Source organism: Streptomyces sp. NPDC058457 (assembly GCF_042720695.1).
GTDB lineage: Bacteria > Actinomycetota > Actinomycetes > Streptomycetales > Streptomycetaceae > Streptomyces.
On record NZ_JBHXLU010000003.1, the window covers coordinates 189,312 to 216,066 of the forward strand.

Annotated in this window: 24 protein-coding genes and 3 pseudogenes; 7 read left to right on the forward strand and 20 right to left on the reverse strand. The window is 70.9% G+C overall.

The features are described from left to right. Positions 1–188 precede the first annotated feature (188 nt). Entirely contained in the window at positions 189–1,316 is a 1,128-nt protein-coding gene (locus ACFWPS_RS04435; RefSeq protein WP_383700794.1) for an NADH:flavin oxidoreductase, read from the forward strand. A gap of 21 nt (positions 1,317–1,337) precedes the next feature. Here the strand turns inward: ACFWPS_RS04435 and ACFWPS_RS04440 are convergent, their stop codons facing one another. Together ACFWPS_RS04440 and ACFWPS_RS04445 are read right to left on the reverse strand one after the other, a co-directional pair. Beyond that, on the reverse strand, positions 1,338–1,514 hold the full coding sequence (locus tag ACFWPS_RS04440) for a hypothetical protein (RefSeq protein ID WP_383700796.1): 177 nt from the start codon (positions 1,512–1,514) through the stop codon (positions 1,338–1,340). 184 nt (positions 1,515–1,698) lie between these two features. Beyond that, the gene (locus tag ACFWPS_RS04445) at positions 1,699–2,163 is read right to left on the reverse strand and encodes a hypothetical protein (RefSeq protein WP_383700798.1); all 465 of its coding nucleotides are present in this window, start codon (positions 2,161–2,163) and stop codon (positions 1,699–1,701) included. Between the two features lie 348 nt (positions 2,164–2,511). On the opposite strand from ACFWPS_RS04445, the gene ACFWPS_RS04450 reads away from it, so the two are divergent. Next, positions 2,512–3,384 (forward strand): metallophosphoesterase, encoded by an 873-nt coding sequence (locus tag ACFWPS_RS04450; RefSeq protein WP_383700800.1) that lies wholly within the window; start codon positions 2,512–2,514, stop codon positions 3,382–3,384. A 187-nt stretch (positions 3,385–3,571) separates the two neighbouring features. Beyond that, a complete protein-coding gene (locus ACFWPS_RS04455) occupies positions 3,572–5,125 on the forward strand; it encodes a carboxylesterase/lipase family protein (protein WP_383700802.1) in 1,554 nt (517 codons plus the stop codon). Between the two features lie 46 nt (positions 5,126–5,171). Here ACFWPS_RS04455 and ACFWPS_RS04460 read toward each other — a convergent pair whose 3' ends face one another. Together ACFWPS_RS04460 and ACFWPS_RS04465 are read right to left on the reverse strand one after the other, a co-directional pair. Next, positions 5,172–5,726: a cupin domain-containing protein gene (locus ACFWPS_RS04460; RefSeq protein WP_383700804.1), complete on the reverse strand. Its 555-nt coding sequence runs from the start codon at positions 5,724–5,726 to the stop codon at positions 5,172–5,174. 95 nt (positions 5,727–5,821) lie between these two features. After that, positions 5,822–6,592, reverse strand: a complete 771-nt coding sequence (locus ACFWPS_RS04465; RefSeq protein WP_383700806.1) for an MBL fold metallo-hydrolase — start codon at positions 6,590–6,592, stop codon at positions 5,822–5,824. Positions 6,593–6,661: 69 nt separating this feature from the next. Between ACFWPS_RS04465 and ACFWPS_RS04470 the strand changes: the two genes are divergently transcribed. After that, on the forward strand, positions 6,662–7,306 hold the full coding sequence (locus ACFWPS_RS04470; protein WP_383700808.1) for a TetR/AcrR family transcriptional regulator: 645 nt from the start codon (positions 6,662–6,664) through the stop codon (positions 7,304–7,306). 18 nt (positions 7,307–7,324) lie between these two features. Here the strand turns inward: ACFWPS_RS04470 and ACFWPS_RS04475 are convergent, their stop codons facing one another. The 12 genes and pseudogenes from ACFWPS_RS04475 to ACFWPS_RS04530 form a co-directional block, all read right to left on the reverse strand. Further along, entirely contained in the window at positions 7,325–8,119 is a 795-nt protein-coding gene (locus tag ACFWPS_RS04475; RefSeq protein ID WP_383700810.1) for an SDR family NAD(P)-dependent oxidoreductase, read from the reverse strand. A gap of 125 nt (positions 8,120–8,244) precedes the next feature. Further along, entirely contained in the window at positions 8,245–9,144 is a 900-nt protein-coding gene (locus ACFWPS_RS04480; RefSeq protein ID WP_383700813.1) for a GNAT family N-acetyltransferase, read from the reverse strand. 43 nt (positions 9,145–9,187) lie between these two features. Beyond that, a complete protein-coding gene (locus ACFWPS_RS04485) occupies positions 9,188–9,763 on the reverse strand; it encodes a hypothetical protein (protein WP_383700815.1) in 576 nt (191 codons plus the stop codon). 56 nt (positions 9,764–9,819) lie between these two features. Beyond that, on the reverse strand, positions 9,820–10,071 hold the full coding sequence (locus tag ACFWPS_RS04490; RefSeq protein ID WP_383700817.1) for a type II toxin-antitoxin system RelE/ParE family toxin: 252 nt from the start codon (positions 10,069–10,071) through the stop codon (positions 9,820–9,822). After that, positions 10,068–10,343: a type II toxin-antitoxin system Phd/YefM family antitoxin gene (locus ACFWPS_RS04495; protein ID WP_383700819.1), complete on the reverse strand. Its 276-nt coding sequence runs from the start codon at positions 10,341–10,343 to the stop codon at positions 10,068–10,070. Before ACFWPS_RS04495 ends, ACFWPS_RS04490 begins: the two co-directional genes overlap by 4 nt. A 299-nt stretch (positions 10,344–10,642) precedes the next feature. Beyond that, positions 10,643–10,978 (reverse strand): helix-turn-helix domain-containing protein, encoded by a 336-nt coding sequence (locus ACFWPS_RS04500; protein WP_383701025.1) that lies wholly within the window; start codon positions 10,976–10,978, stop codon positions 10,643–10,645. A gap of 156 nt (positions 10,979–11,134) precedes the next feature. Next, positions 11,135–11,560, reverse strand: a pseudogene (locus tag ACFWPS_RS04505) (type II toxin-antitoxin system RelE/ParE family toxin); the annotation flags it as partial. Continuing rightward, positions 11,449–11,811: a nuclear transport factor 2 family protein gene (locus tag ACFWPS_RS04510; RefSeq protein WP_383700821.1), complete on the reverse strand. Its 363-nt coding sequence runs from the start codon at positions 11,809–11,811 to the stop codon at positions 11,449–11,451. The gene ACFWPS_RS04510 and the pseudogene ACFWPS_RS04505, both read right to left, overlap by 112 nt. A 24-nt stretch (positions 11,812–11,835) precedes the next feature. Next, positions 11,836–12,027 carry a DUF397 domain-containing protein gene (locus tag ACFWPS_RS04515; protein ID WP_383700824.1) on the reverse strand — a complete coding sequence of 64 codons (192 nt, stop codon included), beginning with the start codon at positions 12,025–12,027 and terminating at the stop codon, positions 11,836–11,838. Beyond that, a pseudogene (locus ACFWPS_RS04520) lies at positions 12,011–12,667 on the reverse strand (DUF5753 domain-containing protein); the annotation flags it as partial. The pseudogene ACFWPS_RS04520 and the gene ACFWPS_RS04515, both read right to left, overlap by 17 nt. A gap of 32 nt (positions 12,668–12,699) precedes the next feature. Next, positions 12,700–15,666 (reverse strand): trypsin-like peptidase domain-containing protein, encoded by a 2,967-nt coding sequence (locus tag ACFWPS_RS04525; RefSeq protein ID WP_383700826.1) that lies wholly within the window; start codon positions 15,664–15,666, stop codon positions 12,700–12,702. Between the two features lies 1 nt (position 15,667). Then, positions 15,668–15,985, reverse strand: coding sequence for a trypco2 family protein (locus ACFWPS_RS04530; protein ID WP_383700828.1), 318 nt, complete (start codon positions 15,983–15,985; stop codon positions 15,668–15,670). 305 nt (positions 15,986–16,290) lie between these two features. Between ACFWPS_RS04530 and ACFWPS_RS04535 the strand changes: the two are divergent. Next, positions 16,291–17,578: pseudogene (locus tag ACFWPS_RS04535) on the forward strand (RNA-guided endonuclease InsQ/TnpB family protein). A 297-nt stretch (positions 17,579–17,875) separates the two neighbouring features. Here the strand turns inward: ACFWPS_RS04535 and ACFWPS_RS04540 are convergent. The 3 genes from ACFWPS_RS04540 to ACFWPS_RS04550 all read right to left on the reverse strand — a co-directional run bounded on the left by ACFWPS_RS04540 (position 17,876) and on the right by ACFWPS_RS04550 (position 21,323). Then, on the reverse strand, positions 17,876–19,306 hold the full coding sequence (locus tag ACFWPS_RS04540; RefSeq protein WP_383700830.1) for a PTS transporter subunit EIIC: 1,431 nt from the start codon (positions 19,304–19,306) through the stop codon (positions 17,876–17,878). A 16-nt stretch (positions 19,307–19,322) separates the two neighbouring features. Continuing rightward, the gene (gene murQ, locus ACFWPS_RS04545; RefSeq protein ID WP_383700832.1) at positions 19,323–20,252 is read right to left on the reverse strand and encodes an N-acetylmuramic acid 6-phosphate etherase; all 930 of its coding nucleotides are present in this window, start codon (positions 20,250–20,252) and stop codon (positions 19,323–19,325) included. 141 nt (positions 20,253–20,393) lie between these two features. Beyond that, entirely contained in the window at positions 20,394–21,323 is a 930-nt protein-coding gene (locus tag ACFWPS_RS04550; RefSeq protein WP_383700834.1) for a MurR/RpiR family transcriptional regulator, read from the reverse strand. Between the two features lie 55 nt (positions 21,324–21,378). Between ACFWPS_RS04550 and ACFWPS_RS04555 the strand changes: the two genes are divergently transcribed. Both ACFWPS_RS04555 and ACFWPS_RS04560 read left to right on the forward strand, forming a co-directional pair. Beyond that, on the forward strand, positions 21,379–21,762 hold the full coding sequence (locus ACFWPS_RS04555; RefSeq protein ID WP_383700836.1) for a hypothetical protein: 384 nt from the start codon (positions 21,379–21,381) through the stop codon (positions 21,760–21,762). 10 nt (positions 21,763–21,772) lie between these two features. Further along, positions 21,773–22,048 carry a DUF4031 domain-containing protein gene (locus tag ACFWPS_RS04560; RefSeq protein WP_383700838.1) on the forward strand — a complete coding sequence of 92 codons (276 nt, stop codon included), beginning with the start codon at positions 21,773–21,775 and terminating at the stop codon, positions 22,046–22,048. On the opposite strand, the gene ACFWPS_RS04565 is transcribed toward ACFWPS_RS04560, so the two are convergent. Then, positions 21,996–26,753: a caspase family protein gene (locus tag ACFWPS_RS04565; RefSeq protein ID WP_383700840.1), complete on the reverse strand. Its 4,758-nt coding sequence runs from the start codon at positions 26,751–26,753 to the stop codon at positions 21,996–21,998. The two genes, ACFWPS_RS04560 and ACFWPS_RS04565, sit on opposite strands and share 53 nt — an antisense overlap. Between the last annotated feature and the right edge of the window lie 2 nt (positions 26,754–26,755).

Below are 26,755 nucleotides of genomic sequence, written 5' to 3' on the forward strand. Positions count from 1 at the left end.
GGGGTGCCGCCCTCGGGCGTTTCCGGCGCCCGTGTCCGGGTGTCCGGGGTCACACCGCACTCGCGAGCGACCGGGAATGCGCACGAGCGGGCAGGTCGTTGTGCACAGACGTGCACTCGATGCGTGTGCACATACCGTCTGGTATACGACCCGTCCGGTATACGACCTACTCACGAGGAGCCCCCCACGTGACCGTCACCACGCCCCCCGCCTCCCGCGCGGCCGAGATCCTCTCCCGCCCCATCGCCCTGAACGGGCTCACGGTCCCCAACCGGATCGCGATGGCGCCGATGACCCGCCAGTTCAGCCCCGGCGGCGTCCCCGGCGAGGACGTGGTCTCGTACTACTCCCGCCGGGCCGCCGCGGGTGTCGGTCTGATCGTCACCGAGGGGACCTACGTCGGCCACGACTCGGCCGGCAACAGCAGCCGCGTCCCGCGGTTCCACGGCGAGGAGCAGCTGGCGGGCTGGGCGAAGGTCGCCGAGGGGGTGCACGCGGCCGGCGGCACGATCGTCCCGCAGCTCTGGCACATCGGCATGGTCCGCAAGCAGGGCCAGGCGCCGTACGCGGACGCCCCGGCCGTCGGTCCCTCCGGCATCCGCCTGGACGGCACCGAGGGCGAGGGCACGGCGATGACCCGGCAGGACCTGGACGACGTCATCCGCGCGTTCGCCGAGGCCGCGGCCGCCGCCGAGCGCATCGGCTTCGACGGCGTCGAACTGCACGGCGCCCACGGCTACCTGCTCGACCAGTTCCTGTGGGCCGGCACCAACCGCCGCACCGACGGGTACGGCGGCGACCCGGTCGCCCGTACGAAGTTCGCCGCGGAGATCGTGGCCGCCGTACGCGAGGCAGTGTCCCCGGAGTTCCCGGTCATCCTCCGCTACTCGCAGTGGAAGTCCGACAACTACGACGCCCGCCTCGCGGAGACCCCCGAGGAGCTGGAGGCGATCCTCACCCCGCTGGCCGCCGCCGGCGTCGACGTCTTCCATGCCTCCACCCGCCGCTACTGGCTCCCCGAGTTCGAGGGCTCCGACCTGAACCTGGCCGGCTGGACCAAGAAGCTCACCGGCAGGCCCACCATCACCGTCGGCTCGGTCGGCCTCGACGGCGACTTCATCAAGGGCTTCGCGGGCGAGGGCTCCCCGGTCAAGGGCATCGAGGACCTCCTCGACGGCCTGGAGCGCGACGAGTACGACATGGTCGCCGTCGGCCGCGCCCTGCTCCAGGACCCCGAGTGGGCGGCGAAGGTTCTCGCCGGCCGCACGGACGAACTCAAGTCGTACGACGCGGTCGCGCTCAAGACCCTGAGCTGACCCCACCCGTTCGCCCTCGGGTCAGCCGGCGACCCGGCCGAAGAACCCGAGGGCGAACGCGTAGGGCACCACGAGCAGCCGCGCCGGCCGCAGGGCAGGCCGGTGCTGCTCGCCCTCGCGCACCCAGGTGTCGTACGCATGGACGAAGGCACCGGCGACACACCCGCCGATGTACGCCGTCGTCAGAAACCCGAACACCCTGCCCCACCCCCCGACCACGGCGACCGCGGCCAGCGCGTGGCCCGCGACCGCCGCACCCGCCAGGGGGCAGCCCCCTTGCGCCCGCGGCCGGTGAGCCTGGTGAAGAGCGCGTATCCGATCGCGGGCACGCCCGCGAGTGCCAGCAGAGTGGCCCACAGGGCGCCGGTGTCCGCGGAGACGGTCATAGCCACCCCGCGATGCTCATGACCAGGGCGGCCACAAGCTGTACGAACAAGGACAGGACGCCGAAGATCAGGGCGCTGTAGCGCGCGGCGTCCGCGCCCCAGCCCCGGTGCCTCGCCCAGCCCCAGCTCCCGACGGTGGCCAGGAGGGGTATGAGGGCCAGGACGACGTAACCCGCCGCGAACAGCGGGACCACGTCGAGCGCCATCAGCACCCCCACCCCGGCCCGGACGCCCCGCGCCTCGCGCGTCTCCGGCCGGCCGAAGTGCATCGCGCCGTAGATCACCGAATGCACGACGGTGACGAGGGTGCAGATGATGGCCGCGCCCGAAGCCCGGTCGCCCAGAGTCGCGAGGAAGTCCCCCCGTACCAGCCCTTCCAGGAGGGGCCCCGACGCGTTGAAGGCCGACACCCCGAGGGTGATCAGGAGCGAGACGCGCAGCTGCTTGAGCAGGCCGGTCATCGCCGTCCGCCCGGCGTGCGGGTTGCGTGGGTCTCGTGCGTCATCACGGCTCGGCTCTCCGGTCGGCGGCTGATTGAGGCATGGGACGTCAGGAACCTGTGAGGGTGCCTCCCGGGAACGGTCACGAGATGCCCAAGGAGCGAGCCGCGGGTCTTCCCGACTCTTGACCTGGCTGAAAACAGCCGTTCCGGGTCGGCGCATTCTATGTGTCGGCCATGGTTCGCCTGTCGGGCAAACCGGTGCTGAGCTGCCAGAACGTCTCAAGTGGGGTACGGAGTCCGCCCACTTGCCGCACGCACTTCGTTATTGGCTTGTGACGACCACCGAGGTCACCGGTATCGTCCCGTCATGCGGATACTCCATCTCTCGGACACCCACCTGGACCGCACCGACGCCCCCAACAGACGGGGTGTCAACGCCACCGCGTCGCTGCGGCTGATGCTCGACGAACTCCGCCATCTCCAGGGCCTCGACGCGGTCGTCGTCACCGGTGACCTCGCCGACGACGGCTCGGCGGAGGCGTACACGGCCCTGCGCACCCTGATCGGCGCCTACGCCGAGGCCCGGAACATCCCCGTCCTCTGCACCACCGGCAACCACGACGAGCGCGAGGCCTTCGCCAAGGTGCTGGGCAGCGGGCATCTGGACGCCGACGGCACCGATCGCGCCGAGCTGGTGTTCGGCGCCCCGGAGCGGGCCGCCGTGAGCACGGTCGGCGGCTGGCGCTTCGTCACCCTGGACTCGCTCGTGCCGGGCAAGGTCCACGGCCGGCTCGGCGCGCCCCAGCTGGAGTGGCTGCGCGAGGTGCTGCGCACCCCGGCCGGGCACGGCACGGTCCTCGCCTTCCACCATCCGCCGCTCGCCCTGGACATCTCGCTGACCCAGCAGGCCTTCGGGCTGCGCGACCCCGGCGACCTGGCGGCGGTGATCCGGGGCAGTGACGCACGGGTGATCCTCACGGGCCACTACCACCTCCAGCTCTTCGGGGTGCTGGAGTCGGTGCCGGTGTGGGTGACGCCGGGGGTGGTCAACCGGATCGACCTCACCGTGGCGCCCGGCGGTGAGCGGGCGGTGCGCGGGGCGTCGGCGTCGCTGGTGGAGCTGGGCGGGCCCGCGAGCCCGATGTTCCACACCTTCCATGCGCGGGATCCGCGGGCCCATGAGACGGTGTACGAGATCGACGAGGCGGAGGCCAGGGCATTCGTGGCCCGGCACGGCTGACCTGGATTGCCTGGATTCACTCCAACGGGTGAGGGGTGTTCGGCACTCGTGCGAAGCGCCGGACGTTTCATCAGTGACCGGCCGTGAAACGGCGGCGACCAGCCGGAGAGGCGGCTGCGACCGCCGTCGGAGCGGCAGCGGTCAGTCGTCGGAAGTGGCAGCAACCAGCCGTCGAAAGCGAGCGATCATGATCACGAACGAGTCCGCCGAGCCGGCGCCCGCGGCCGAGGGCCCCGTCGTGCGCACCACCGCCGGTGCCGTGCGCGGCCTGCGGGAGGACGGCCTGACGGTCTTCCGGGGGATACCGTTCGCCGAACCCCCGGTGGGAGCGGCCAGGTTCGCGGCGCCCCGCCCGGCGCGGCCCTGGGAGGGGATCCGTGAGGCGTATGCCTTCGGCCCGCCGCCCCCGCAGGACCTGGGCATCCAGGGAGCCCCGGGCGTCCTGGAGGCTCCCGAGGGCGACGACTGGCTCACGGTGAACGTGTGGACACCCGCCCCGGACCCGGCCGCCCGCTGCCCGGTGATGGTGTGGATCTACGGCGGCGCCTACAAGCTGGGCCACTCCGGCAGCCCCGGCTACGACGCCCAGCACATCGCCCGCGACGGCGACGTGGTCGTGGTCTCGCTCAACTACCGCGTCGGCATGGAGGGTTTCGCCCATATCGAGGGGGCGCCCGCCAACCGGGGCCTGCTGGACCAGGTGGCGGCGCTGGAGTGGGTGCGGGAGAACATCGCGGCGTTCGGCGGCGACCCCGACCGGGTCACGGTCTTCGGCGAGTCCGCGGGCGCCGGGTCGGTGGCCTCTCTCCTGGCGATGCCGAGGGCGCGGGGCCTGTTCCGGCGGGCGATCGCGCAGAGCGTCCCGGGCACCTTCTTCTCCGCCGAGCTCGCCGAGGACATCGGCAGGGCCCTCGCGGCCGAGGCCGGCCTGCGTCCCACGGTGGCCGACCTGGCGGCGACCGACCCGCGCCGGCTGACGGAGGCCGGGCAGGCGCTCGGCGCCAAGATGCCCCAGTACGTGGACCGTTGGGGCCAGATCGCGCCGACGGTCACCCCGTTCTCCCCGGTGGTCGACGGCGAGGTGCTCCCCACCACCCCCTGGCAGGCGCTGGCGTCCGGCTCCGCGCGGGACGTGGACCTCCTCGTCGGTCACAACCGTGACGAGTTCCGGCTGTTCCTGGTCATGAGCGGGATGTACGGCAAGATCACGGAGGAGCAGGCGACCGGCGCCCTGCGCCTGTTCGCACCGGGCGGCACGGCAGGCGACCATGCCTACCGCGCCGCCCACCCCGACGCCTCGCCGAGCGAGCTGTACGAACGGGTCCAGACCGACTGGCTGTTCGCCATACCGTCCCTGCGCCTGGCGGAGGCGCAGACCGCGGGCGGCGGCCGGGCCCACCTCTACGAACTGACCTGGGGCGCCCCGGGCAACGGCGGCCTCCTCGGCGCCTGCCACGGCCTGGACATCCCGCTCCTCTTCGGCACGTTCGAGGCGGACCTCGCCAACCTCCTCTGGGCGGGCACCGGCGTCACCCCCGAGGCGAAGGAACTCTCCGCCCGCTTCCGCACCGCGTGGACGTCCTTCGCGGCGACCGGCGACCCGGGCTGGCCCGCCTACGACACCCGGTCCCGCCTCACCCAGGTCCTGGACACGACACCGAAGGCGACGGCGTACCCGGAGGAGAGCAGCAGGCAGCTGTGGGAGGGATACGACTTCGCTCCCTCACCACTGCTCGGCTGACTACGGCTAGGTCTGGCTAGGGCTGGCTAGGGCTGACCCGGCCTGGCTAGGCCTCGTCGGCGGGCCCGTTCAGGTCCGCCGCCTCGGGCAGGATCACCATGTCGATCTCAGGCCGCCCGAGCAGCGGGCCCAGCGCCATTCCGCGCTCCGGCGGCCAGAACTGCGGCTCCTCACCGGGGACGGGGTCGTCCCCGCCCTCCAGCCACAGTCCTTCGCCCCCGCCGGGGGTGAAGAAGGACACCATGCGCACCTGTTCCTCGGTGAGGTTGCGGAACCGGTGCCGGGTGCCCCGCGGGACGAAGACGAAGTCACCGGCGTGCGCCAGGAAGGTCTCCTCGCCGTTCAGGAACTCGACCTCGCCCGATATGACGTAGAAGGACTCGTCGGCGGCCTTGTGCACATGTGCCACCGGGCCGCCGCCCGGCGGCACCCAGCAGTCGGTGAAGCCCAGGATGCCGCCGGTGGAGTCGGCCGGTGCCAGGGTCGAGTAGACGTCGCCCGACATCCACTTGACCACGCCCTTCTCGGCGGGGACATGCATGACGCGCGGACGGAAGTAGTCCGCCGCCTGCGTGTCGTTGTTCGGCGGTGCAGAACTCATGTCTTGTCCTTGGAAAGAGAGGTACCTCGTGCGCCGGGCGAGGGGGCACCGCCCGGAGGTCTGTGGTGGTGCGACGCCGCGGACCGCGCGGCGGGTCAGCGGACGCCGTACTCGCGTGCCAGCCGGGCAGCGGCTCCGATGCCACCGGTGAAGGGCTCACCGTGGCCGGGTAGCAGCACACCCGCCGCGGGCAGTTCGTCGAGGCGGTCGAGGGCGGTGAGCGCGGCGCGGCTGTCGTGGGTGAAGCAGCGGCACACCAGCGTGGGCCCGGTGTGGCCGGAGAACGCGTCGGCGGTGACCAGGGCGTCGCCGGTGAAGAGCAGTCCGCGCTCGCTGAAGAGGTACGCGGTGCTGCCGGGTGTGTGTCCGGCCATCACGACGGCCCGCGGGGCGCCCGGCAGGTCCTTCAGCACTCGGTCGGTGTCGAATACCTTCGCCCCCTGCACGGCAGGCGCGGTGAACGCCCCGGAGCGGGCCAGCTGGAGGGGGAGGGCGAGCGCGGAGGGCCGGCGCAGCAGGTAGGGGAGCATCGAGCGCTCCGGCTTGGCGTGGCGGTTCGCGCTCCGCGGGCCGTCGCGCAGGATGCCGGCGTCCCGCTCGTGGATCCAGATCTCGGCGCCGGCCCGCTGGAGGGTGTGGGCCAGGCCGGTGTGGTCGAGATGGCCGTGGGTCAGGAGCACGGCACGGATGTCGGCCACGGAACGGCCGAGGTCGTCCAGCAGCCCGCCCAGCTGTTCCAGATGCGCGGGTAGCCCCGCGTCGATCAGAACGACGCCCTCGGGGTCCTCGATCAGGTAGAAGTTGACGCCGTGATCACCGAGGCGATGGACGCCGGGTGCCACCTGCACGGTCGCAGGACGGGACATGAGAGCCTCCGGCAACGGAGCGGGATATATTCGATACAGCTGACTGTAACAGATTGAGGGGGTGTGCCGATGGCAGGCGAGACGCCACGCCGGCCCTACAACTCCGAGCGCCGGCGCGAGGCCGCGCGCCGCAACCGGACGGCGGTCCTGGAGGCCTGCCGAGAACTGCTCTTCCGGGACGGCTTCCACGCCACGACCATCCGCGCGGTGGCCGAGCGGGCGGGTGTCTCGGCCGAGACGGTGTACAAGTCGTTCGGCGGCAAACCCGGCATGGTCAAGGCCCTGTGGGACATCACGCTGGCCGGGGACGACGAACCGGTGCCCATGGCGGACCGCCCCCAGACGCGCGAGATCCTGCGGACGGCGGACCCGGTCGCCAAGCTCCGGCTCTACGCCGCGTACGTGCGCGGCATCCATGAGCGCGTGGCCGCGCTGTTCGCCCTGCTGACCCAGGCCGGGCCGGACGTCGGGGAGATCCTGGAGACCGGCGAGCGGGAGCGGCTGACCGGTGTCACCTCCTTCGTCACGCACCTCGACGAGGCAGGTGCGCTGCGGCCGGGGGCGGATCCGGCCCACCTCGCGGACGCCGTCTGGGCGCTGGCCGGACCGCAGCTGTTCACCCAGCTCACCGCGGGACGGGGCTGGCCGCCCGGCACCTACGAGGAATGGCTGGCCGACACGCTCACCGCCACGCTCCTGCCCCGGGAGGGGTGAGCCGCGGGGCCGGGTCGGTCACGGCAGGATGGAGTCGACGTATCCGCCGTCCACCCGGAGGGCGCCCCCGGTGGTGGCCGAGGCCTGGTCGGAGCTGAGGTAGACGACCATGTGGGCGATCTCCTCCGGTTCGATCAGGCGCTGCAGCAGTGACTGCGGCCGGTGCTCGCGCATGAAGACGCGCTGGGCCTCGTCCCAGGGCAGGTCGCGGTCGACGAGTTCGTAGACGAAGTCCTCGACGCCTCCGGTGTGGGTGGGACCCGCGATCACGGAGTTCACCGTGACGCCGGTGCCGGCGGCCTGCTTGGCGAAGCCGCGGCCCACCGCGAGCAGCGCGGTCTTCGACATGCCGTAGTGGATCATCTCCGCGGGGATGACCACCGCCGAGTCGCTGGCGATGTACTGGATGCGCCCCCACCCGCGTTCGGTCATGCCAGGCAGGAAGAGGCGGGTCAGCCGCACGGCGGCCAGGACGTTCACCTCGAAGTAGCGACGCCACTCCTCGTCGGTGATCCGCAGCGGGTCCTCGGCGCCGAAGATCCCCAGGTTGTTGACGAGGATGTCGACGTCCGGCAGGACCTCGGCGGCCCGCCGAGCCCCCTCTTCACCGGTCACGTCCGCCGCGACCGGGACCAGATCGGCGCCGGGGGCCTGCTCCGCCAGCCGGGCGACGCTGTCCTCGACGCGCCGCGCGTCCCGGCCGTTGACCCCCACCCGGGCCCCGGCGCGGGCCAGGCCGACGGCGATCGCCGCGCCGATGCCCTGTGTGGAGCCGGTGACCAGTGCCGTGCGACCCGTCAGATCGATCTTCATTCCGCCGAACCCCTTCCGCGTACGTGTCACGGCTCAGGTACCCGGGCCGGCGTCCCGGCACAGAGGGTTCGGGCGTTCAGCGCCTGGATGGCGGCACCGGCACCGGCACCGGGCGATCCGGTAGGTCACTCCGGCGGCGCCGCGGTGATCCGCTTCTCGAACCAGTGGTGGGCGTACGGCTCGTCGTTGAAGGCGGCGACCTCCTGGAAGCCGAAGGAGTGGTAGAGGTTGATCGCGGCGCTCAGCGTCTTGTTGGTGTCGAGGCGCAGGGTGTCGTGGCCGTGCCGGGCGGCCCGCGTCTCCAGTTCGGTCAGGAACCGGCGGGCGAGGCCGAGCCGGCGGGCTTGCGGGGCGACCCACATGCGCTTGATCTCCGCCGGCGCCCCGGGCGGCAGCTTCACCCCCGCACAGCCGACGGGGTCGCCGTGCAGCCGGGCGACCAGGAACAGGCCGTGGGGCGGCCGGAGTTCACCCGCGTCGGGCAGCAGGCTGCGCGCGGGATCGAAGCCGGTGTCGAAGCGCTCCTGCAACTCGGCGAAGTAGGCCAGCAGGCAGTGCCGGGCGTCGGGGTGGTCGGGGTCGACGACGTCCAGCGTGACCGTTCCGGCGGTCAGCAGGCGGTCGACCTCGGCCATGGCCGCGACCAGCCGGGCACGCTGTGCGGCGTTGAGCGGCTGGAGCAGGGACCCGGCCAGGTCGTTGCTGCGGTCGTCGAGCAGGGCGCGCTCCGCCCGGCCCTTCTCGGTGAGCCGCACGGTACGCACTCGCCTGTCCTGGGGCTGCGGCTCCACCGTCACCAGGCCGGCGGTCTCCAGGGACCGCAGCAGCCGGCTGACGTATCCGGAGTCGAGCCCGAGCCGCTCACGCAGCCGGCGCACGTCATCGCCCCGCTCGCCGATCTCCCAGAGCAGCCGGGCCTCGCCGATCGGCCGGTCGCGGCCCAGGTAGCGGTCGTGGAGCACGCCCACGCGTTCGGTGACGGTCCGGTTGAACCGCCGTACTTCCTCGATCTGTGCCGCATCCATTCTCTGACTTTAGTCAGAGAATGCGGGGTGGCGCCACCAGCCGTTACAGGTTGCCGAGGGGCTCGATGTCCACGTGTACGGGAGTGCCCCATACCCGGAGCACCTCGTAGTCGGTGAACTCGTGGACCAGGCGGTAGGCCATCGCCGGCCGGGAACCGCGCCGCTGGGCGGCCAGGTACAGCTCGGCCTCCTGCCGGTCGCGCCGGGGGGTGCCGCACAGCTCCCACTCCCGGCCGTTCCACGACTCGGGCAGCCAGCGCTGCTGGGGCTGCGGCCGGTCGCCCCGCACGCCGTACCGGGACATGGACGGGCTGACGGCCTCGTCCGGCACCGGCCTGGGCCCACCCGCGTACTCCGACCGCCGCGCGGCCCGCCGCCGTGTCTCGCACAGCAGGCACAGATCAGGGGCGCTCTCGTCCACGGGACCCTGCGGGTGCTCGGCGCACCGGGTCGTGGGCGCGGCGCTGCTGACGCTCTCCTCCAGCAGGTCGAGCGCCCGCCGGAGGTCGTCCTTCACCTCGTGCAGCTTGGCGTCGGTGGTGTCGCCGGTCAGGGCCTCCCCGTGCTCCCCGAGCAGACGAAGGGCCCGGCCCAGGGCGGTGAGCTGGGAGTGGTTCATGGGGACCAGCGTGGCATACGGCGCTGACAACACCGCCGGAACATCGGAAGGTGATGTCAGGTGCTGCGGCCGACTTTGAGCACATAGACCGTGACGGTCTCGCCGTCCGGGCGGTAGAGCACCCGCCAGGTGCCGACGTGCAGGCGGCAGTACCCGGATGTGCCGAGTGCGCGAGCCGCTTCTGGGCGAGGCTCTTCGGCAAGTGCTCGAACCGCTGCGGCAGCCGCCTTGGCACCCACGGGGTCGATGGTCCGCAGCCGCCGGAACTCGTCCATGGCGTGGTGTTCCCACACCACCGCGTGGATCACGAAGCAATCTCTCGGCGGTCTTCTTCCTCCAACTGCGCCATGAACTCGTCGTGCGCCATCGCGGGCCCGGACTGAGCGGCTTCCCGCGTACGCGCTTCGGCGATGTCCGCTTCGTCCCGGAGCCTCTGGAGTTCCTCAAGCTCGCTTATGGGGATGAGCGCGGCGGCGGGCTTGCCGTACTCGGTGATCAGGATGTGCTCCTGCCCGTGCCGGACCCGGCCGACAAGCTGACCGAGCTGGTTCCGGGCCTCCACAAGCGGATACGTCTCCATGAGGAAACTGTACACACCTGCAGGTGCGTGCAGTGTGTGTGCGGGAGTGGTCATGCGGGTGTCCTCTCTCGTCGTTCGTTCATCGCGCCACGGATCTCCGCGACGCGGGACCGGACCTCGGAAGGCGACAGGGGCGTGTTGGGGCACAGCTGCCGCCGTCTCGTGCGCGGACGAAGGTTGCTGTTCAGACGGCGAGTCAGTTGAGGGAGAGTTCGATGTGATGACGGTGGCCGGGTGGCCCTCGAAACCGCCGGGCTGTGAGACCAGGTGCTCGCATCCGGGTAGGCGGTGGGGCGCGATTAGGCTGCCGGATGTGCGATAAAGGCGACTTCCTCGCGATCGTCGTCCAAGGCGATGCTGAGCGAGGCGTCCAGGGCCAGGGCCAGGCGCCGCAGCAAGGGGAGTGTCGGTACGGTGTCGGCGCCTTCCAGGCGGGAGATCTTCGCCTGGGTGAGCCCGGCGCGTTCGGCTAGGTCGGCTTGTGACAACCCCAGCTCCTTGCGGCGTTCGTACACGGCCTGGGCGAAGGCCATGGCCAGTCGGATCTCCGCGCGCTCGGCCGTGACCTCAGGGGACTCGGCGTGCTCCATGGCCAGTTTCTTCTCGCGCGCCAACCTCCAGCGGGAGTGGTTCATCGCGCGTCTCCTTCCTCGGCGTGGCTGTACGTGACGTGGGCCGGCTCGTGCTTTTTCGGCGCGCACCTTACGGGCGGCCACCGCGCGGGCGACCTGGTCCGCCTCATGCATGCGGGTCTTGCGGAAGACGGTGAGGAGCACGACGCGGCGCTCTGGCGCGAACCAGTACGTGATCCGTGTGCTCACCCCGCCCAGCGTGGGGCGCAGCTCGTACACCCCGTCTTCCAGAGGACGAGCGAACGGCATGGGCGTTCTGGGTCCGAGGGCAGAGAGCAGCTCGGCGTACTCCTCCACTTTGCGGTGTTGTTTGTCGGGGAGAAGCTCCAGCCAGGACCGCACCTCGGGCTCCAGCGCGATCACGTACAGGGCATCCATAGGGTGGACCGTATTATGTCGCCAACAGCATATCTCTGTCTGCTGAGCAGCGGTCACCGGAACGAGTGATGCTGAGCTTGAGGCGTCGGTCTTGGTCAGGGGGCCTCGGAGATGAGTGTGTAGAGGTCGACGATGACGCCGTCCTTGCAGTGGGCGATGTCCATGCCGGTCGCGACGGGCGGTTCGCCGGCCGGGCCGTACACCCATCCGAGATGGCCGAGGTCGTCGGTGACGGAGACGGGACCCTCGGGCCGGAAGACCCAGCCCGGCTGCTCCGCGAGCAGCTCCGCGGCGCGCACGGAGAGGGCCTCGCGGCCGCGGACTACGCGGTCGGGCTCGTGCCACACCACGTCCTCCGCGTACGTCTCGGCGATGGCCGCGTTGCGGCGCCCGGCATCCGGTTCGTTGAAGACGCCGAGCAGGTTACGGTGCATCAGGTCGGCGACGGTGCTGGTCATGGGCGGCCCTTCGGGTCGTGGAGGTCACTTCTTGACACTCTCCACGAAGGCCGACCAGACAGCCGACCGGAACACGAGCTTCGGGCCGAGGGGATTCTTGGAGTCTCGGACGGGGGTGAGGGTGGGGTGGGCGACGGCTACTTCGAGGCAATTGCCGCCGCCCTGGCTGTAGCTCGACTTGTGCCAGCTCAGTTCGTAGTCAGGGATGTACCTCATGGGCGTAATCCTGCGCCAACGCCTCGATCAGGGCCAGGGACTTCTGCCGCGAGAGTGCGGAGGCAGCGAGGAGATCAAACAGGAACCTCAGTTGGGTGACGGTGGCAGGGTCATCCTCCAGCCGCCCACTGCGCACCGCTTCGAGGTAGGCCAGCGGTGGGGCATCCTCGAACTCCATCAGCTTGAGGGCTCCGGCCATGCCTGCGTGCGCACCTGCGCTGAGCGGCAGCACCTGCATGATGACCCGGTTCCGGCGGGACAGACCGGCGATGTGGCGCAGGGCTTCAGCCATCACCGCCCGGCCACCGGTCTCCCGGCGCAGCGCCGCCTCGTCAAGCACGGCCCACAACAACGGCTTTGTCGGGTGGTCGAGCAGCCGGGTTCGCTCCATCCGGCCTTCCGTCCACTCCTCGATGACCTCTTCCGGCGCGGTCGGGGCGTAGGCGCGGTTCACGATCCGGGCATACGCGGGTGTCTGAAGCAGGCCGGGGATCAGGAGCGGTACGTATTCCCTGATCGCCGTTGCTTGAGCCTCGATCTCCGCTACATCTGCGAAGTGGTCCTCGTACTTCGACTTGGCCGCCGCCCTGCAGTTCCGCTTGAAGAAGCCGTCGGTCTCCAGGACTTCGTCCAGCAGGCGAACAGGGCGGGACGGCTGTCCTGTTGAAGGCCTCAGGTCTGTTTCCGGTCGGCTGTCCCGGAGAGCAGCCTGGCGGCCTTGCGGCGGTGCCGGCGGCCGAGCGTGGTGTCGTCGAGGAGCACGCGCAGCAGTTTCTGCCCTCGCTGCGGGTCGATCACCGTGAGGTTGTACGCGGCCTCCAGCCGGTCGGCGGACTTCGTCGCGGGGTCCCGGGCGAGCTTCTCGTACAGGTCGACGGCGACGTCGCGGTCGGTGTCGGCCAGCAGCGGCGCGACCGCGATACGGTCGCCGGCCGTCAGGGTCGTGTCATCGGCGAGGAATCGCAGCAGTTCCGCCCGGCCGGGCTGGTCGTCGAACCAGTTCAGCGCTATCACGGCCTTGAGCCGGTCGCGACGGGGCACCTTGCCGTCGCGGACGAGAGCGTGCAGTTCCCGGGTGGCGGCGGCAGGATCGACTTCGGTCAGCGCCAGCACCGCTTTCAACCGATGCGCGCTGTCGTTCGGTCTGCTGTCCCGGCGCGTCTCCTCGACGAGGTCGCCGAGGAAGCGGGTGGATTCCGCTGGAGCGAACATGGCGAACGTCTTTGCCGCACCGATGCGGAACGGTCCGTCCAGTTCGGGGTCCGCGGCGAGTTCTCTCAGCAGTTCGACGCCGTCCGCGAAGCGGATCATGATCAGTATCGTGGCCGCCTGCACGCGGTCGAACGACGTCTGCGACCGGTGCCCGCGGGCGACCTGGCGGAGCACGTTCGCGGTGTTCTCGATCACGTCCGCGGGAAGGCGGGCTTGCAGGACGGCCTGTTCGACCAGGAACCGGCAGCCGTCAAGGCCCGCACGGCCCGAGGACATCAGGGTCAGGAACTCGGTCTTGAGGGGGTGGTCGTCGGGCGTGAGGTCGAGGAGGAAGCCGCCGAACGGCTCGTACCTGGGCGGTGTCCAGTCTCTGCTGAACCGGCGGCGGGACTGGGACCGACGGAAGAAGGTCTCCCGGAAGACGACCTGGAGTCGCTCCTCGTCGTCGGTGACGTGGCGGGCGGCGAAGTACTCCAGGAACGTCTGGTGGGTGAAGGCGAGGCCGTCCGGGCGTCGGATCAGTAGTCCGGTACCGCACAGGACGGACTCCAGGAAGTCCCGCCACCGCTTCTCCGGTACCGATTCAGGCCGTTCGGCGTGTTCGTGGTCTAGAGCGATGTCGAGGGCGACGTCGCGGGTGACGTCGAGGGTGACGTCGAGGGCGGGCCGGTCCTCGTCTTCGGCGAGGAGGAGACGGTGGGCCAGGGCGGCGAGGATGTGCGGGAGGTTCTGCACGGTGTGCTCGGCCCGGGTCTCCGCCTCGGAGCCGTACGGCCGCATGGCGGCGCGGGCCTGTGTCACGGCACCAGCGGCGTACTGGCGTTCGCGCAGCAGGTTCACGAAGCCCTGGTAGATCTCGCCGCGACCGCGCGGGAGCGGCGCTCGGGAGTCGGCTCCGAGCTGGCAGAGCATGGACATGGTCAGGGGAACGCGGGCGAGGTCGATCAGTCCGGCCATGTTGAGCGTGCCGAGAAACTGCCCTGCGGTCTGGTCGGGTTCGGGGACACCGAGGGCGCGGAACCAGCCGCTCGCGACGCGCTCCAGGTCGTCGGTACCGAACGGCTTCAGCTCGTGGCGCGGGATCTGTGGGCCGATGATGCCGGGGTCGCCGGGCTCGATCTCGGGCACGGGGCGGGTGGCGACGATGAACGCGTAGTCGTCGCCGGCGTGCGCCACCATCCTGAGGACGTCCTTCCGGCCGTCGGCACTCGTGATCTCGTCGAGGCCGTCGACCAGCACCAGCCAGCCGTGCCCCGGGGCCGGACGGCTCTCGAAGAAGGTGTCGGGGAGGGGAGAGGTGAGGCCGTACTGGCGGAGCTGGGCGTTGACGGTGTCGACGAGGGCTCTGCTGAGGGGAGCGCCGACCAGGGCGGCGGCGGGGACCAGGACCGGCGCGGAGCCCGTGCCGGGGGTGCCGTCGAGCCACTGGGTGGCGCCGTGGGCGAGGCGGGTGCGCAGCAGGCTCGACTTGCCGCCGCCCGGTCCGCCGACGACCAGGCAGACGCCGTCCCCGGTCAGGACCTCGTCGGCCGGCCGGGGCGGGGAGGCGGGGAGCAGGCTGCCCGTCATGAGTCCGGTGTCCCCGGTTCTCCCCTCGGCGGGCGGCGGCTGGCTCACGACCTGCTGGCGCACGTAGATGTGGGACAACGGCGGCATGGTGCCGGGCACGACTCCGGGGTACGGATGCTCGGTGGCGGCGAGCCGGGCGGCACGCAGGTAGCGTTCCAGGTCGGTGCCGACCTGGCTCAGCCGGGGGCGGCCACCGCCGTGGCGTTCGAGTACGTCGGCGAAGCCCGGGGCGTCCACGAACGACCGGGCCGGACACGCGTGCAGCCGGCGGTTCCCGAACGCCTCGTCGTCGTGGATGACGACCCCGACGAGATGGTCCCGGCAGAAGACCGCGCTGCCGGAGGCGCCGGACCAGGCCCTGCCGCCGTCCCCGTCCCTGTCCCCGTCCCCATTCCCGGAATCGGCTTCCGGCGCGGGGCCTTGGTCGAGGACGTACCGGTCCTGGTCGCCGGTGCCCCCGCCCAGCACGGGCAGTTCGCCGCGCAGGTGCTCGACGCCGTACTGCCCGTTCCTCGTCGTCGCAGCCGGGAAGCCGAGGGCGTCGTAGGGGAGGGGGCCGTTGCCGACCGGGCGCCCCCAGCGCACCGCACCCGGTGCCTCGACGGAGTCGTCGAGCAGGAGCAGGGCGACATCGCCGCCGTCGGGGTGGACCCAGCAGACCCGGGCCGCACAGCGCCGCGTGTCGTCCTGAGGGTGCCCCACCCGTACGTCGATGCGCGGCCAGGAGGCTCCCGGGTCCTCCTCGACGACGTGCCGGGCGGTCAGCACCAGGCGGGGCGCGATCAGGTACCCGCTGCCGATACGGCGGAACCCGGTCTCCTCTCCGCCTCTGACCAGGGCGAGTCGGCGGCGGTCCACCTCAGCCCTCGTCGTCCCACGAGCCGGACCGCTGCCCGCTGATCTCGGGGCTGCCGCCACCGGTCGCCCGGTCCTTGATCTGAAGCTTCAGCGTCAGCTTGTGCGACCGGGCCGACGAGTGTCCGGCGCCCGCGCCCGCCGTGGCCACCCCGAACTGGAGCTTCCCGTCGCCCCTGACGTCGTCGCGAAGTTCCAGCAGCAACTCCAGCTGGGCCTCCTGGATCTCGAAGGCGAACTGTTCGCGCGCGCCCCGGTCCTGGGCCTCGTACAGCTCCTGCCGCAACTCCTCGATGGCTGCGGCCAACCCGATCGTCGCCATGGCAACTCCCCCTGATTGCACGCCTCGTACCCGGAAGTGTGCCCTCACAGTGTCAGGGACCGCTGAAACTGGCCAATTTCTGTGTCCCGGCTGTCCCCTGACCAGGCTGTGTCAACAATCCTGGCGGCAACTCATCGACTTCACAGCAACTCTTCAGCCTGTTCTTGCGAGGAACCCCGGGCGTTTAGGCCAGGGGCGTCGAATCCGGCGGAGCCGGGTGCGTGCGCGGCAACGGGTTCACTCGGTCGGGTGAACAAGGGTGAACGTGCGGCGGGTGTTCGTACGTGTGTGTACGTTGGGTGATCGTGAAGCTGACGGTGCAGGTGAGACTGCTGCCGACGCCCGTGCAGGCGGCGGCGCTGGAGGCGACTCTGCGCGCCTGCAACGAGGCGGCGACCTGGGTCAGTGGTGTGGCGTTCGAGAAGGATGTGAAGCGGAACTTCGCGCTGCGCAAACTCACCTACGACGAGGTCAGGGCCCGGTGGGGGCTGGGAGCGCAGGCTGCTCAGCATGTCGTGAAGAAGACGTGCGACGCCTACGCCACGCTCAAGGCGAACCTGAGGGCCGGGAACCTGGGCAGGCCGGGCTCGAAGCGCTACCGCCGGGCGGTGGAGAAGCCGGTCGCCTTCCGACCGGAGGGCGCGCAGCCCTACGACGACCGGATGCTGTCCTGGCAGATCGACCGGCGCCGGATCTCGATCTGGACTACTGCCGGGCGGGTCAAGGACGTGGCGTTCACCGCCGCGCCGGAGCAGATGGTCACGCTGGCCCTGTACCGCGGGGGCGAGTCCGATCTGCTGCTCCGCGACGGCATGTGGTTCCTGCTGGCTACCTGCGATGTTCCCGAAGCGCCGCTGAACACGGATCCGGTGGACTTCCTCGGTATCGACCTGGGCATCGTCAACATCGCCACCACCTCGGACGGCGAGATCATGGCCGGGCGGGAGCTCAACCGCATCCGCACCCGCGAACGCACGCTGCGCACCAAGCTGCAGAAGAAGAACACCCCTTCCGCCAGGCGCCGTCTGAAGCAGCGGCGGCGCAAGGAAGCACGACGGGCGAGGGACATCAACCATAGGATCGCGAAGCATGTGGTGGCCGAGGCGGAACGCACCGGTCGCGGGATCGCCCTGGAAGACCTGACGGGCATCCGCGAGCGGGTACGGCTTCGCAAGCCTGGGGGTACCTCCCACGCCCTTAAGGCAGTGGGGGAGGGCCACCCACTCCAGCTGGGCCTTCGCCCAGCTGGGGCAGTTCATCGCGTACAAGGCCCGCAAGGCAGGGGTGCCGGTGGTACACGTCGATCCGGCGTACACCTCCCGCACCTGCGCCGAATGCGGGCACATCGGCAGAGCGAACCGGGTCTCACAGGCCTGGTTCGCATGCCGGTCCTGCGGATTCGTTGATCACGCGGACCGGAACGGCTCCCGCAACATCCGTGCCAGAGCGTGGGAGTTGTGGCGACGCGGGGCGCCGTCAACCGCCCCAGAACCACCTCTCGAACCGGGGTGTGGGACAGGACGCAAACGCAGCACCACGGCCAGTGGCGCCCGTTGTGCAAGCCCGGGACTTCATTCCCGTGTAGTTGACTAACCGCTGTTGCACTTGTGCCCGCATGAGCCGTCTGGAGAAGAGACGGAAGTGAAGCGTGTGAAGTGAGTGAAGCGCAGAACTGTGGCCATGGGGTTCACCGCGGTCGCCGCGGTTCCGGCGGTCGGGTTCGCGACAGGCGCAGGCCGCCCTGCGGGCGACGGCGAGCGAGGCGGACGCGGCCACGGACTCGGCCCTGGCCTTCGACTGACTTGAGCGGACGTCACACACCAGGGGCTCAACGTCAGCGTTCCGGTGTCGGTGGCCGGGGTCGCCGTCGACGCGACCCGGGACACTTCATCACCTGGATCGCCGAGGTGACGGGTCACCCGGGCTACCGGCACCGCTGAAGCCGACGTAGGTCGCCAGGAAACCCACGGCGTAACCGGTCAGCAGGCCGCCCGCGTAGATCGCCACCGCCAGGGCCGGGCCCCTGTTCCCCGTGAGCAGGGGGAACAGGGCCCAGCCCGAGGGGCCGATGGCGGTGGCGCCCACGCGGTCGCCGAGCACCGCGAAGAAGCCGACGAAGGCACCGCCCGCCGCCCCGCCCGCACAGGCGGTCAGGAACGGGCGGCCGAGGGGGAGCGAGACGCCGTAGATGAGGGGCTCGCCGACGCCCAGCAGGCCCGCCGGGAGCGCCGACCTGATGGTCGTACGGAGGGCGGTGTCGTGACGGAGGCGGGCGTAGACGGCGATCGCCGCGCCCACCTGGCCGGCGCCTGCCATGGCGAGGAGGGGGAGCAGCACGGTGTAGCCCTGCTGCTGGATGAGGGTGGTGTGGATGGGGATCAGGGCCTGGTGCAGGCCCAGCATGACGAGGGGGAGGAAGAGCCCGCCGAGGATCAGGCCGGCGAGCGGGCCGGTGGTGGCGAGCAGCCAGTTCGCCGCGGTGCCGATGGCGGAGGAGACGAGACCGGCGCCGTACATGAGGCCGTAGAGCGTGGCCAGTCCGGCGACGAGGACGGTCACGGTGGGGGTGACCAGGACGTCGAGGGCGTCGGGGACGCGGCCCCGGCACCACCGTTCGACGTACGTCGCGAGCAGCGCCGCCGCCAGGGCCCCGAGGACCCCGCCCTGACCGGGTGCGAGCGCCACCCCGAAGGCCGTCACCTTCGCGACCCCCGGATAGACCACGATCGCCGCGACCGCCCCGCCGAGCACCGGTGTCCCGCCGAACACCTTCGCCGTGTTGTATCCGACGAAGACGCTGATCAGGGCCATGAAGCCGGAGGCGACGGCGGCCAGGGCGGGGGTCAGCCAGGGCAGCCAACCGGCGTTGACGAGGAGCCCGTTGAGGCCGGCGAGGACTCCGCAGCCGATCAGGGCGGGGATGAGCGGCACGAAGACGTCGGCGATACGGCGGAGGGCGGTCTTGACCGGGGTCGCGTTGCGCCGGGCGCGGTCCGCCCGCAACTCGGCCCCGCGGGCTGCCAACTGCCCGGCGGTGAACGGCTGCCCGGCGGCGAGCAACTGTTCGGCGGCGAGCAACTGTTCGAACTCGGCGGTCACGGCCACCACGGCCCCCGGCCCGATGACGATCTGCAAGGTGTCCCCGTCGGCCACCACCCCCAGCACACCCGGAACGGCCCGCACCGCCTCCGCGTCCACGAGCGAGGGCTCGCCCAGCCCCACCCTGAGCCGGGTCATGCAGTGGGCGACGGAGGTGACGTTCGCGGGGCCGCCGACCAGGGGCAGCAGCGCGGCGGCGGTGTCGTACGACGATCTCTGCACCCCCCGAGCGTGCGCGTCAGCCGCCCGTCGCGGTGAGCGCCGCGCGCAGATGACCCCCGGACTCCTCCAGAAGGCGGGCGGCGGCGGGCCCGTCGACGCCCGCCAGGACCACCAGAACGGCGTTCTTCACCTCGCCGTCGGTGGCGGTGAGGGCCGCCTCGATCTCCTCGTCCGGGGCGCCCGTGGCGAGGGCCACGATCCGCCGTGAACGGGCCCGCAGCTTCTCGTTCGAGGCGCGGACGTCGACCATCAGGTTCCCGTAGGTCTTGCCGAGCCGGATCATCGTGATCGTCGACAGCATGTTGAGGACGAGCTTCTGGGCGGTGCCGGCCTTGAGGCGGGTGGAGCCGGTGAGCAGTTCGGGGCCGACGACGACCTCGATCCCGTGCTCGGCGGCGGCCGCGAGCGCGCTGCCCGCGTTGCAGGAGAGGCCGACGGTCAGGGCGCCCAGGGCACGGGCGTGCTCGACGGCGCCGACGGCGTAGGGGGTGCGGCCGGAGGCGGAGACGCCGACGACGGTGTCGGAGGCGCCGATTCCGAGTTCGTCGAGGTCCGCGTGGGCCAGCTCGGCGGAGTCCTCCGCCCCTTCCACGGACGTGACCATGGCCTCCGGCCCGCCCGCGATGACCCCGACGACCTGACCGGGCCGGGTGTTGAAGGTGGGCGGACATTCCGACGCGTCCAGTATCCCGAGCCGCCCGGCGGTACCGGCCCCGGCGTAGACCAGCCGCCCGCCCTGGGCCATCCGGGCGGCGATGCCGTCGATCGCGGCCGAGATCTGCGGCAGCCGCTCCGCTACGGCGGCTGCCACTCCGGCGTCCTCGCCGTTCATGAGCCGGGCGATGTCGAGGGTAGGGAGGGTGTCGATCTCGGCGAGCTCGGGGCGGAACGCCTCGGTGGTGAGCGACTCCAGCTCGGAGCGGACGCCGCGGTGTTCGGTGGTCATTCGGATACGGCTCTTTCTGACGCGATCCAGTGCACCCCCTAGGGGCGCGGGGCTGTGTTCAATTTGCGGCTACCGCCGCGCGGGCGCGACCAGCCACATCCGGCCCGCAGCCGTCCCACAACAGTCAGCCCTACGTCCTGTCTACCTCGGCGTACTCCGATGCCGATGAGCCAACGCCTCATAAGACGCCGCCAACGCAGGAGCCGCCGCCTCGTACGTCCGCTGCGCCACCCCCACGAACAGACAGTCCACCACCAGCAACTGCCCGGTCCGCGACGACATCGCCGCCGGCCGCAGCTCGCTCTCCCGCGACGTCGACGTCGTCAGCACATGGTCGGCGTACTGCGTCACCGAGGAACCCGGCCGCCCGGTGACGGCGACGGTCGTGGCCCCCCGCTCGAAGGCCACCCGCAACGGCTCTATGACATCCCCGGTCGCCCCGGAGTGCGTGATCGCTATCGCCACGTCCCCGGCCCGCAACTGCACCGCGTTGGTGACCGCGAGATGCGGATCGCTGTGGGCGTGCGCTATCAGCCCTATCCGCAGCAGCTTCTGGGTGAGGTCCTGGGCGACAAGACCCGACGCCCCGATGCCGTACACATCGGTCCGCCGCGCCCCGGCGAGCGCACTCACCGCGGCCCCCAGCTGCACCGTGTCGAGGCCGGCCGCCGTGTCCGCGAGGGTCTGCTGCTCGTCGTGGGCGAGTTTCGCGACGACGTCGGCGATCGGGTCGTCGACGGCGATGTCGGTGGTGATCGCGGGCGCCCGGCCCGACTGCTGCTGCGCGGCGAGCCCGGCGAGGGCGAGCCGCAGGTCGCGGTAGCCGGGGTAACCGAGCAGCCGGGCGGTGCGGACGACGGTCGCCTCGCTGGTGCCGGTGAGCTCCGCGAGGCCGGTGACCGTGAGGGCCGCGCAGCCGGCGGGGTCGCCTGCGACGGCCTCGGCGACCCGCTGCATGGAACGGGTCATGGTGGGCGCGAGGGTCCGCACCTTGGCCGCGAGGGCGGCGGGGGCCGGCGGTGCGGCACCGGGTCCGCGGTTGTCGAAAGTTTCCTTCACGTCCTTGGTCACCCTTGAAAGATATTTTCGTTTCGGTCGCCGGGTCAAGACCGCGCACAATGGGACCATGGACCCCGTAAGCCCCTTGGAACAGGCGCTGCACGCAGCGCGCGCCCTGGTGCTCGCCGATCTCGTCGCCGGCGAGGTCGCCGAGGCGGACGTGGTCTCGCTGGTCGAGGACTCCGTCGTGCAGCGCCGCTGGTGGGTCCAGCAGTGGCCGGACGGCGCGGAGTACGTGGCGGGGCTGGTGGCCCAGGACGTGCAGGACGCGCTCCTCGAGCGGTACGGCCGCTGGCCGCTGTGCCCGGTGTGCGGCTCCGGCGACCCGCACGCGCTCGACGTCGAACCGGAACTCGGCCCGGATCCGCACTGGGTGTGCCACAAGGCGGGCGTGAAGGTCGCCTCCGTCGGTTCCCTGGGCAGCTCCCTGGGCGGGACGCCATCCTCATGACGGTGTTCTCATGACGGTGTACATCGACCCGCCCGACTGGCCGGGCCACGGCCGGATGTGGTCCCACCTGGTCAGCGATGTCTCGTACGCCGAACTGCACACCTTCGCCGAGGGCATGGGCGTACTCCGCCGCGCCTTCGAGCGCGACCACTACGACATCCCCTCCCACCGCTACGCGGACGCGGTGCGCGCGGGCGCCGTGGAGGTCAGCAGCCGCGAGGTGGTGCGGCTGCTCACACGGGCCGGTCTGCGGCGGCGGAAGGGGCGGGCGGCTCCGCCGGCGTGAGGGCGAACCAGGTCTCGGCCTCGTGGCGGATACCGATCGCCGTGGCGGTCTCGGCGACTTCGCGCAGGGACCTCCCGACCCGCATGGCGGTCAGGGCCAGGGCGGGCAGGGACATCGAGGGGCGCTCCGGGAAGACGAGCGTCTGGGCGTCGAACGGCCTGCGGGCGAAGGCGGACAGGATGTCCTCAAGCCGGCGTTCTTCGGTCCACTCCTCGCTGACCGGGGTGACCTGGTAGCCGAGTGCGGTGAGAGCGGCGGTGATCCTCTCGGGCTCCTGGCCGGTGTGGTGCGCGGCGGCGCGGACGGCGTCCGGGGAAACAGGGCCGAAGAGCTCCGGTGCCCGGAACCGCCCGAAGTAGACGACCTGGACATCCTGGTCCCGTAGTGCGGAAACCGCCTCGGGGTCGAAGGCGAAGCGGTAGCCCAGGGCACCCAGCCGGTCCGCGGCCTCGGCCAACGAGACAGCGGCTTGGTCGGCTGCCTCCGCCACGTCCACCAGGGGCAGCGGACGGTTCATGTCGTCCAGTTCAGGGCCTGTGCCGAGAAAGGTGATGTCCTCGCGGGAGGGCAGCCGCTCGTCGTCGGGTATGTCAGCCACCCCGTAGCCGAGCTCCCGGAGTCGCTCGCCGAGGACACTGGCAGGGCTGTTGAGCCGACGGACGGCGGATGCGATGGCGCGGAGATTCACGTCCCGGTCCACAGGACCTACCTCGGCGAGCAGCCCTCGATCGTCGTCGGTCAGTTCGGGCAGGTCGGCCGCGTTCGGCGGAAGGATGAAACCAAGCTCACCGAGGAAGTCCACGACGGTCCGCAGGGGCAGGTCCGTCACGCGCGCCACCCAGGTCAGCTGGGCCAGGGAAACCCGCTCCGCCTCGTCGGGCGAGGGCTTGGTCTCGTACCCAGGCCACAACCAGGCGACAATGCTGCACTCTTCCTCGCTCCACTGTTCCCGGGCGGGGAACTCCGCCGGCACGATGAAGCCCAGCTCAGCCAGTCGCTGGGCGGCCCATGCGGTGCTGCGTTCGACCCTGACGGCACTGACACCGATCTGGGCCGCCGAGAGCGCGGTTCCGGGACTCAGCCAGCCGCTGGGGTCGCCGAGTGGCCGGAGCATCGGCAGATCGGTGAACGCGGCCGCCGCACAGCCGAGCAACGGCTCGACCCTGTAGCCCAGTTCGGTCAGTCGCTCGGAGGTCTCGGCGGGTGAGCGCTCGGTCCGCGAACTCAGTTTGAAGATGTCCGCCGAACGGACCGGAATCGCGGGATCACGCCAGTCCGACAGAGCCATGATGCTGGGCAGACCGGTGCGGGACAGCTGTTGGGAAGGTGTGTTCACGCCGGACAGCGGCCCTCGCAACCAGCTGTCGCAGGCTTGCCGCCAGCCCCTGATGAACACCCGGGAATCGCTGAGCAGCAGTAGATCCGACGGACGCGCCCGTCGCGCCGTATCGGTGTCGTCCAGTACGGCCGGTCCGCCGAGCCCGGCCCGGTAAAGGGTCCGCAGCCGCCAGCGCAGGACAGGCGGCGGCACGGTGAGCAAGAACGAGGCGAGTGCCGCCCGGTCAAGATGTTCGCGGTAGTGGCCGGTCACCAGGGGCAGCAGGTCGGTGTCGGCCGGGAAGCCTCCCACCTGGCCGAAGGGCGCCATGATGTCCTCGTCGAGTGGCCAGGCCAGGTCGGCCCGGTGCGCCTCCTCGGCCACCCGGTCCGCGAAGGCCACGGACCAGTTGCTCAATTCCTCCAGCCAGTCGGGGCCCAGCGGACCGTCCCCACGGGCAATGAGGCTCGGCAGGGCGGCGGTCATGCGGGCCCGTACATGGTCCTTGTCGTAGGAGCGCACCTTTTTGCGGTCCACGGTGAGTTCCGGCGCGTGCTTGTCGGTGAGGTTGACGACCGCCCCGAACACCCGGTCGTTGTAGTCGGTTTCCGCCAGCAGCCCGTCGGCCAGCAGAATGCCCTCGCCCTTGATCCACCACACGTCCGGCTGATGCGACGGGATGCACAGCGCGTGGCCGTTGGGGGCATGGGCTCGGGGGCCGTGGATCTCCAGGCTCTCCGGAGACAACTCGCCCGGCAGCCACTCGCGCGACCGCGCACCATGGGTCGCCGTCGTGAGGTACGGCGCCACCCACAGCACTTCCTCCAGCGCCTCCACGCACGACACCGACCTGCGCCGATTGCTGAGCAGCAGCTGCACGGTGGTGCCGGAGCCGTCGCCCGGTCCCAGGTCCTCCACCCGGAAGAAGTTGCCCGGTCCGGCGATCGTCACCTGCAACAGCCGGCCTGGGTGGCCTTCGCGTCCCATTCGGCAGGTTCGTACGACGATCTCGTCGGCCAGCATGAAGTAACTGAGCACCCCGATGCCGAACCGGGAGTTCGGATACAGCTCCGGTTTGGGATCGGGCAGCTGGGACCAGGCGGCCTGCTCCTCGACGTACTCCGGGAGATCGACGAAGCGGGCGCCGCCCTGGGAGAAGACGGTGCTGAGTTCGGTGATGCCCATGCCGATGCCGTTGTCGCGGCACTCCAGGTAGGCACGGCCGTCGGAACGGACACCCTGCACGAACTCGATCCGGCCCTCCCAGTCCGCGACCGCATGGCCCGTGCGGCGCAGGTACTGGGTGCGGCAGTCCCGGTAGCGGAGGGCGTCCAGTGCGTTCTGGTACAGCTCGCGTACGGCCAGCTCGCTGTTGCCGTAGAGCTCCTCGCCCATGAGGAGCTCCTGGACCCGGTCCTCGGCCAGTTGGAAGCGGATACCGTCGGAGAGCTGGTCGGGGGTGTTGCCGTCCAGGCGGACCCGGCTGCCGTCGGCGTAGGGCGGCAGGGTCCGCAGCGGGGCGAGGGCGGGTAGGTCGCCGCGGTTGATGTCACGCAGCAGTACGTCGACGCGGGCCGCGTGTTCGCGCAGGGCGACCTGGACCGCAGGGTGCGTGCACACGGCGTTCAGCGAGCGGCCGAGACCGGAGACTCGCCAGTCGGAGCGCTGCACGGTGGCCAGCAGGCCCTTCGGATCCACGCTGTCATGGACGCCGATGTGCTCGACGACGATCTCGGGCAGGTCGACCGGATCGACGGCCATCGCATGGGCCGCCTTCACCAGCGCGGCTACCAGGGCGGTGCGCACCTCGTGTTCGTCGCCGGTGGTGGCGGCGATGACGTCGTCGTCGTACGCCTGGAGCCCGCCGGGCCGTGGGGCGGCGGTGGCGCGGCGCATGGTGAAGGGGGCTGTGCGGTGTTCGCGGAGCAACCCCGCCAGTCGCTCCCCGGAGAGGGCGTCGGCGACCCAGGAGGGCTGGTCGCGGCGGGAAGTCACCTCCCCCAGCAGCGACTTGAGGCGTTCGGCTGTGTACAGTTCGGGCTGCTTTATGAGCCAGCGATGGAACAGCCACCATTTGATACGGCGGACCGAGTCACCGGAGTCCTTGCGGTGTTCCAGGGCATCGAGTCGACGCTTGAGGCGGGGGAAGCCTTGGGCGAACTTGTCGAAGCTGTGCTGGTCCGGGCCGTCGTTCACAGTCGCGTCGGGTGCGGCCGGTGCGTTGCGGTGAGGGGATGCGTCCATGGTGAGGACGCCGATCCGCTGCGCCGCTTCCTGGGCCCAGAACGTCTGGGCGACCAGGGGGAAGAGGAAGGCGAGCGCTGCCTCGGTCGGCGACAGTGTCACGTCCTTGGCCAGCTGGCCGACCAGGAACGCCAGCCGTTCATGGGCGCGTTCGGCCAGCACGGGGTCATGCCATGGATCGCCGCCTGCCGCCCGGGTCGCGTCCTGAGTCGTCCTCCGATACGTCTCCGCCAGCTGCCCGGCGAGAGCCCGGCAGACTTCTTTGATGGTCTCCCGGGTCGTGCCCTCCAGGGTGCGGTGCCAGGGGAACTCGTCGATGTCCCGCACCCAGGCGTGCACCTCGGCCCGCCGTTCGGCGCCCGGCAGCAGCGGAAAGTCTCCGCCGTCAGCCCCGGACTCGAAGGTGACCTTGACCTGCTGCGGCTGTCCGGCCTTGCCGTAGGCACGGTGATAGAGGTCGACCCGTTCCTGTACCTGCCCGGACAACTGCCGCAGGGAGAGGGTGTGCGGGTCCATGGCGATCACGTCGGCGACCGCGCGGGAGAAGAGACTGAACGACTCGCCTTGCTGCACCTCCACTTCGAAACCGGGACGGGCCATGTCCGTGTCCCGTACGAACAACGCCGATTGGGGCTTCGCGCAGGCATGCACGTAGGCGACCTTGCGGCGCAGTGTGCCGATGATCTCGGGAGCCCGCCACGGTCGGGTGCCGGGCACCGACTTGGTGTCCGGCACCCGGCCCTCGCGACAGGCGTCGATCAGGAAGACGACGCGTTCGCAGAGGGACTTCTCGACTTCTTTGTGCCAGCCGATCTCGATGCAGCCGTCGGTGAACGGCTCGGCCTCGGGGGCGTCCTCCGGCACCAGGTAGTCCCTGCCCTCGATGTGGATCCCGTGCCCACTCAACATGATGAGCAAGGTGTCGCCGGAGCGAGCATCGGCCAGGAACCGGTGGACGGCGCCGCGCACGGTGTTCTGCGTGATGCCGCGCCGGTTCTCCAGGATGTCGGCCTCGAAACCGCGGCTGGTCAGGACTTCGCGCAGCCGCTGGATGTCGTCGCGGACGAAGGGCAGGTCGCCGTAGCCGGGGATGTCGGAGTAGTCGCTCGCTCCGATCAGCAGGGCCTTGTGCTTGCTCGCCATGG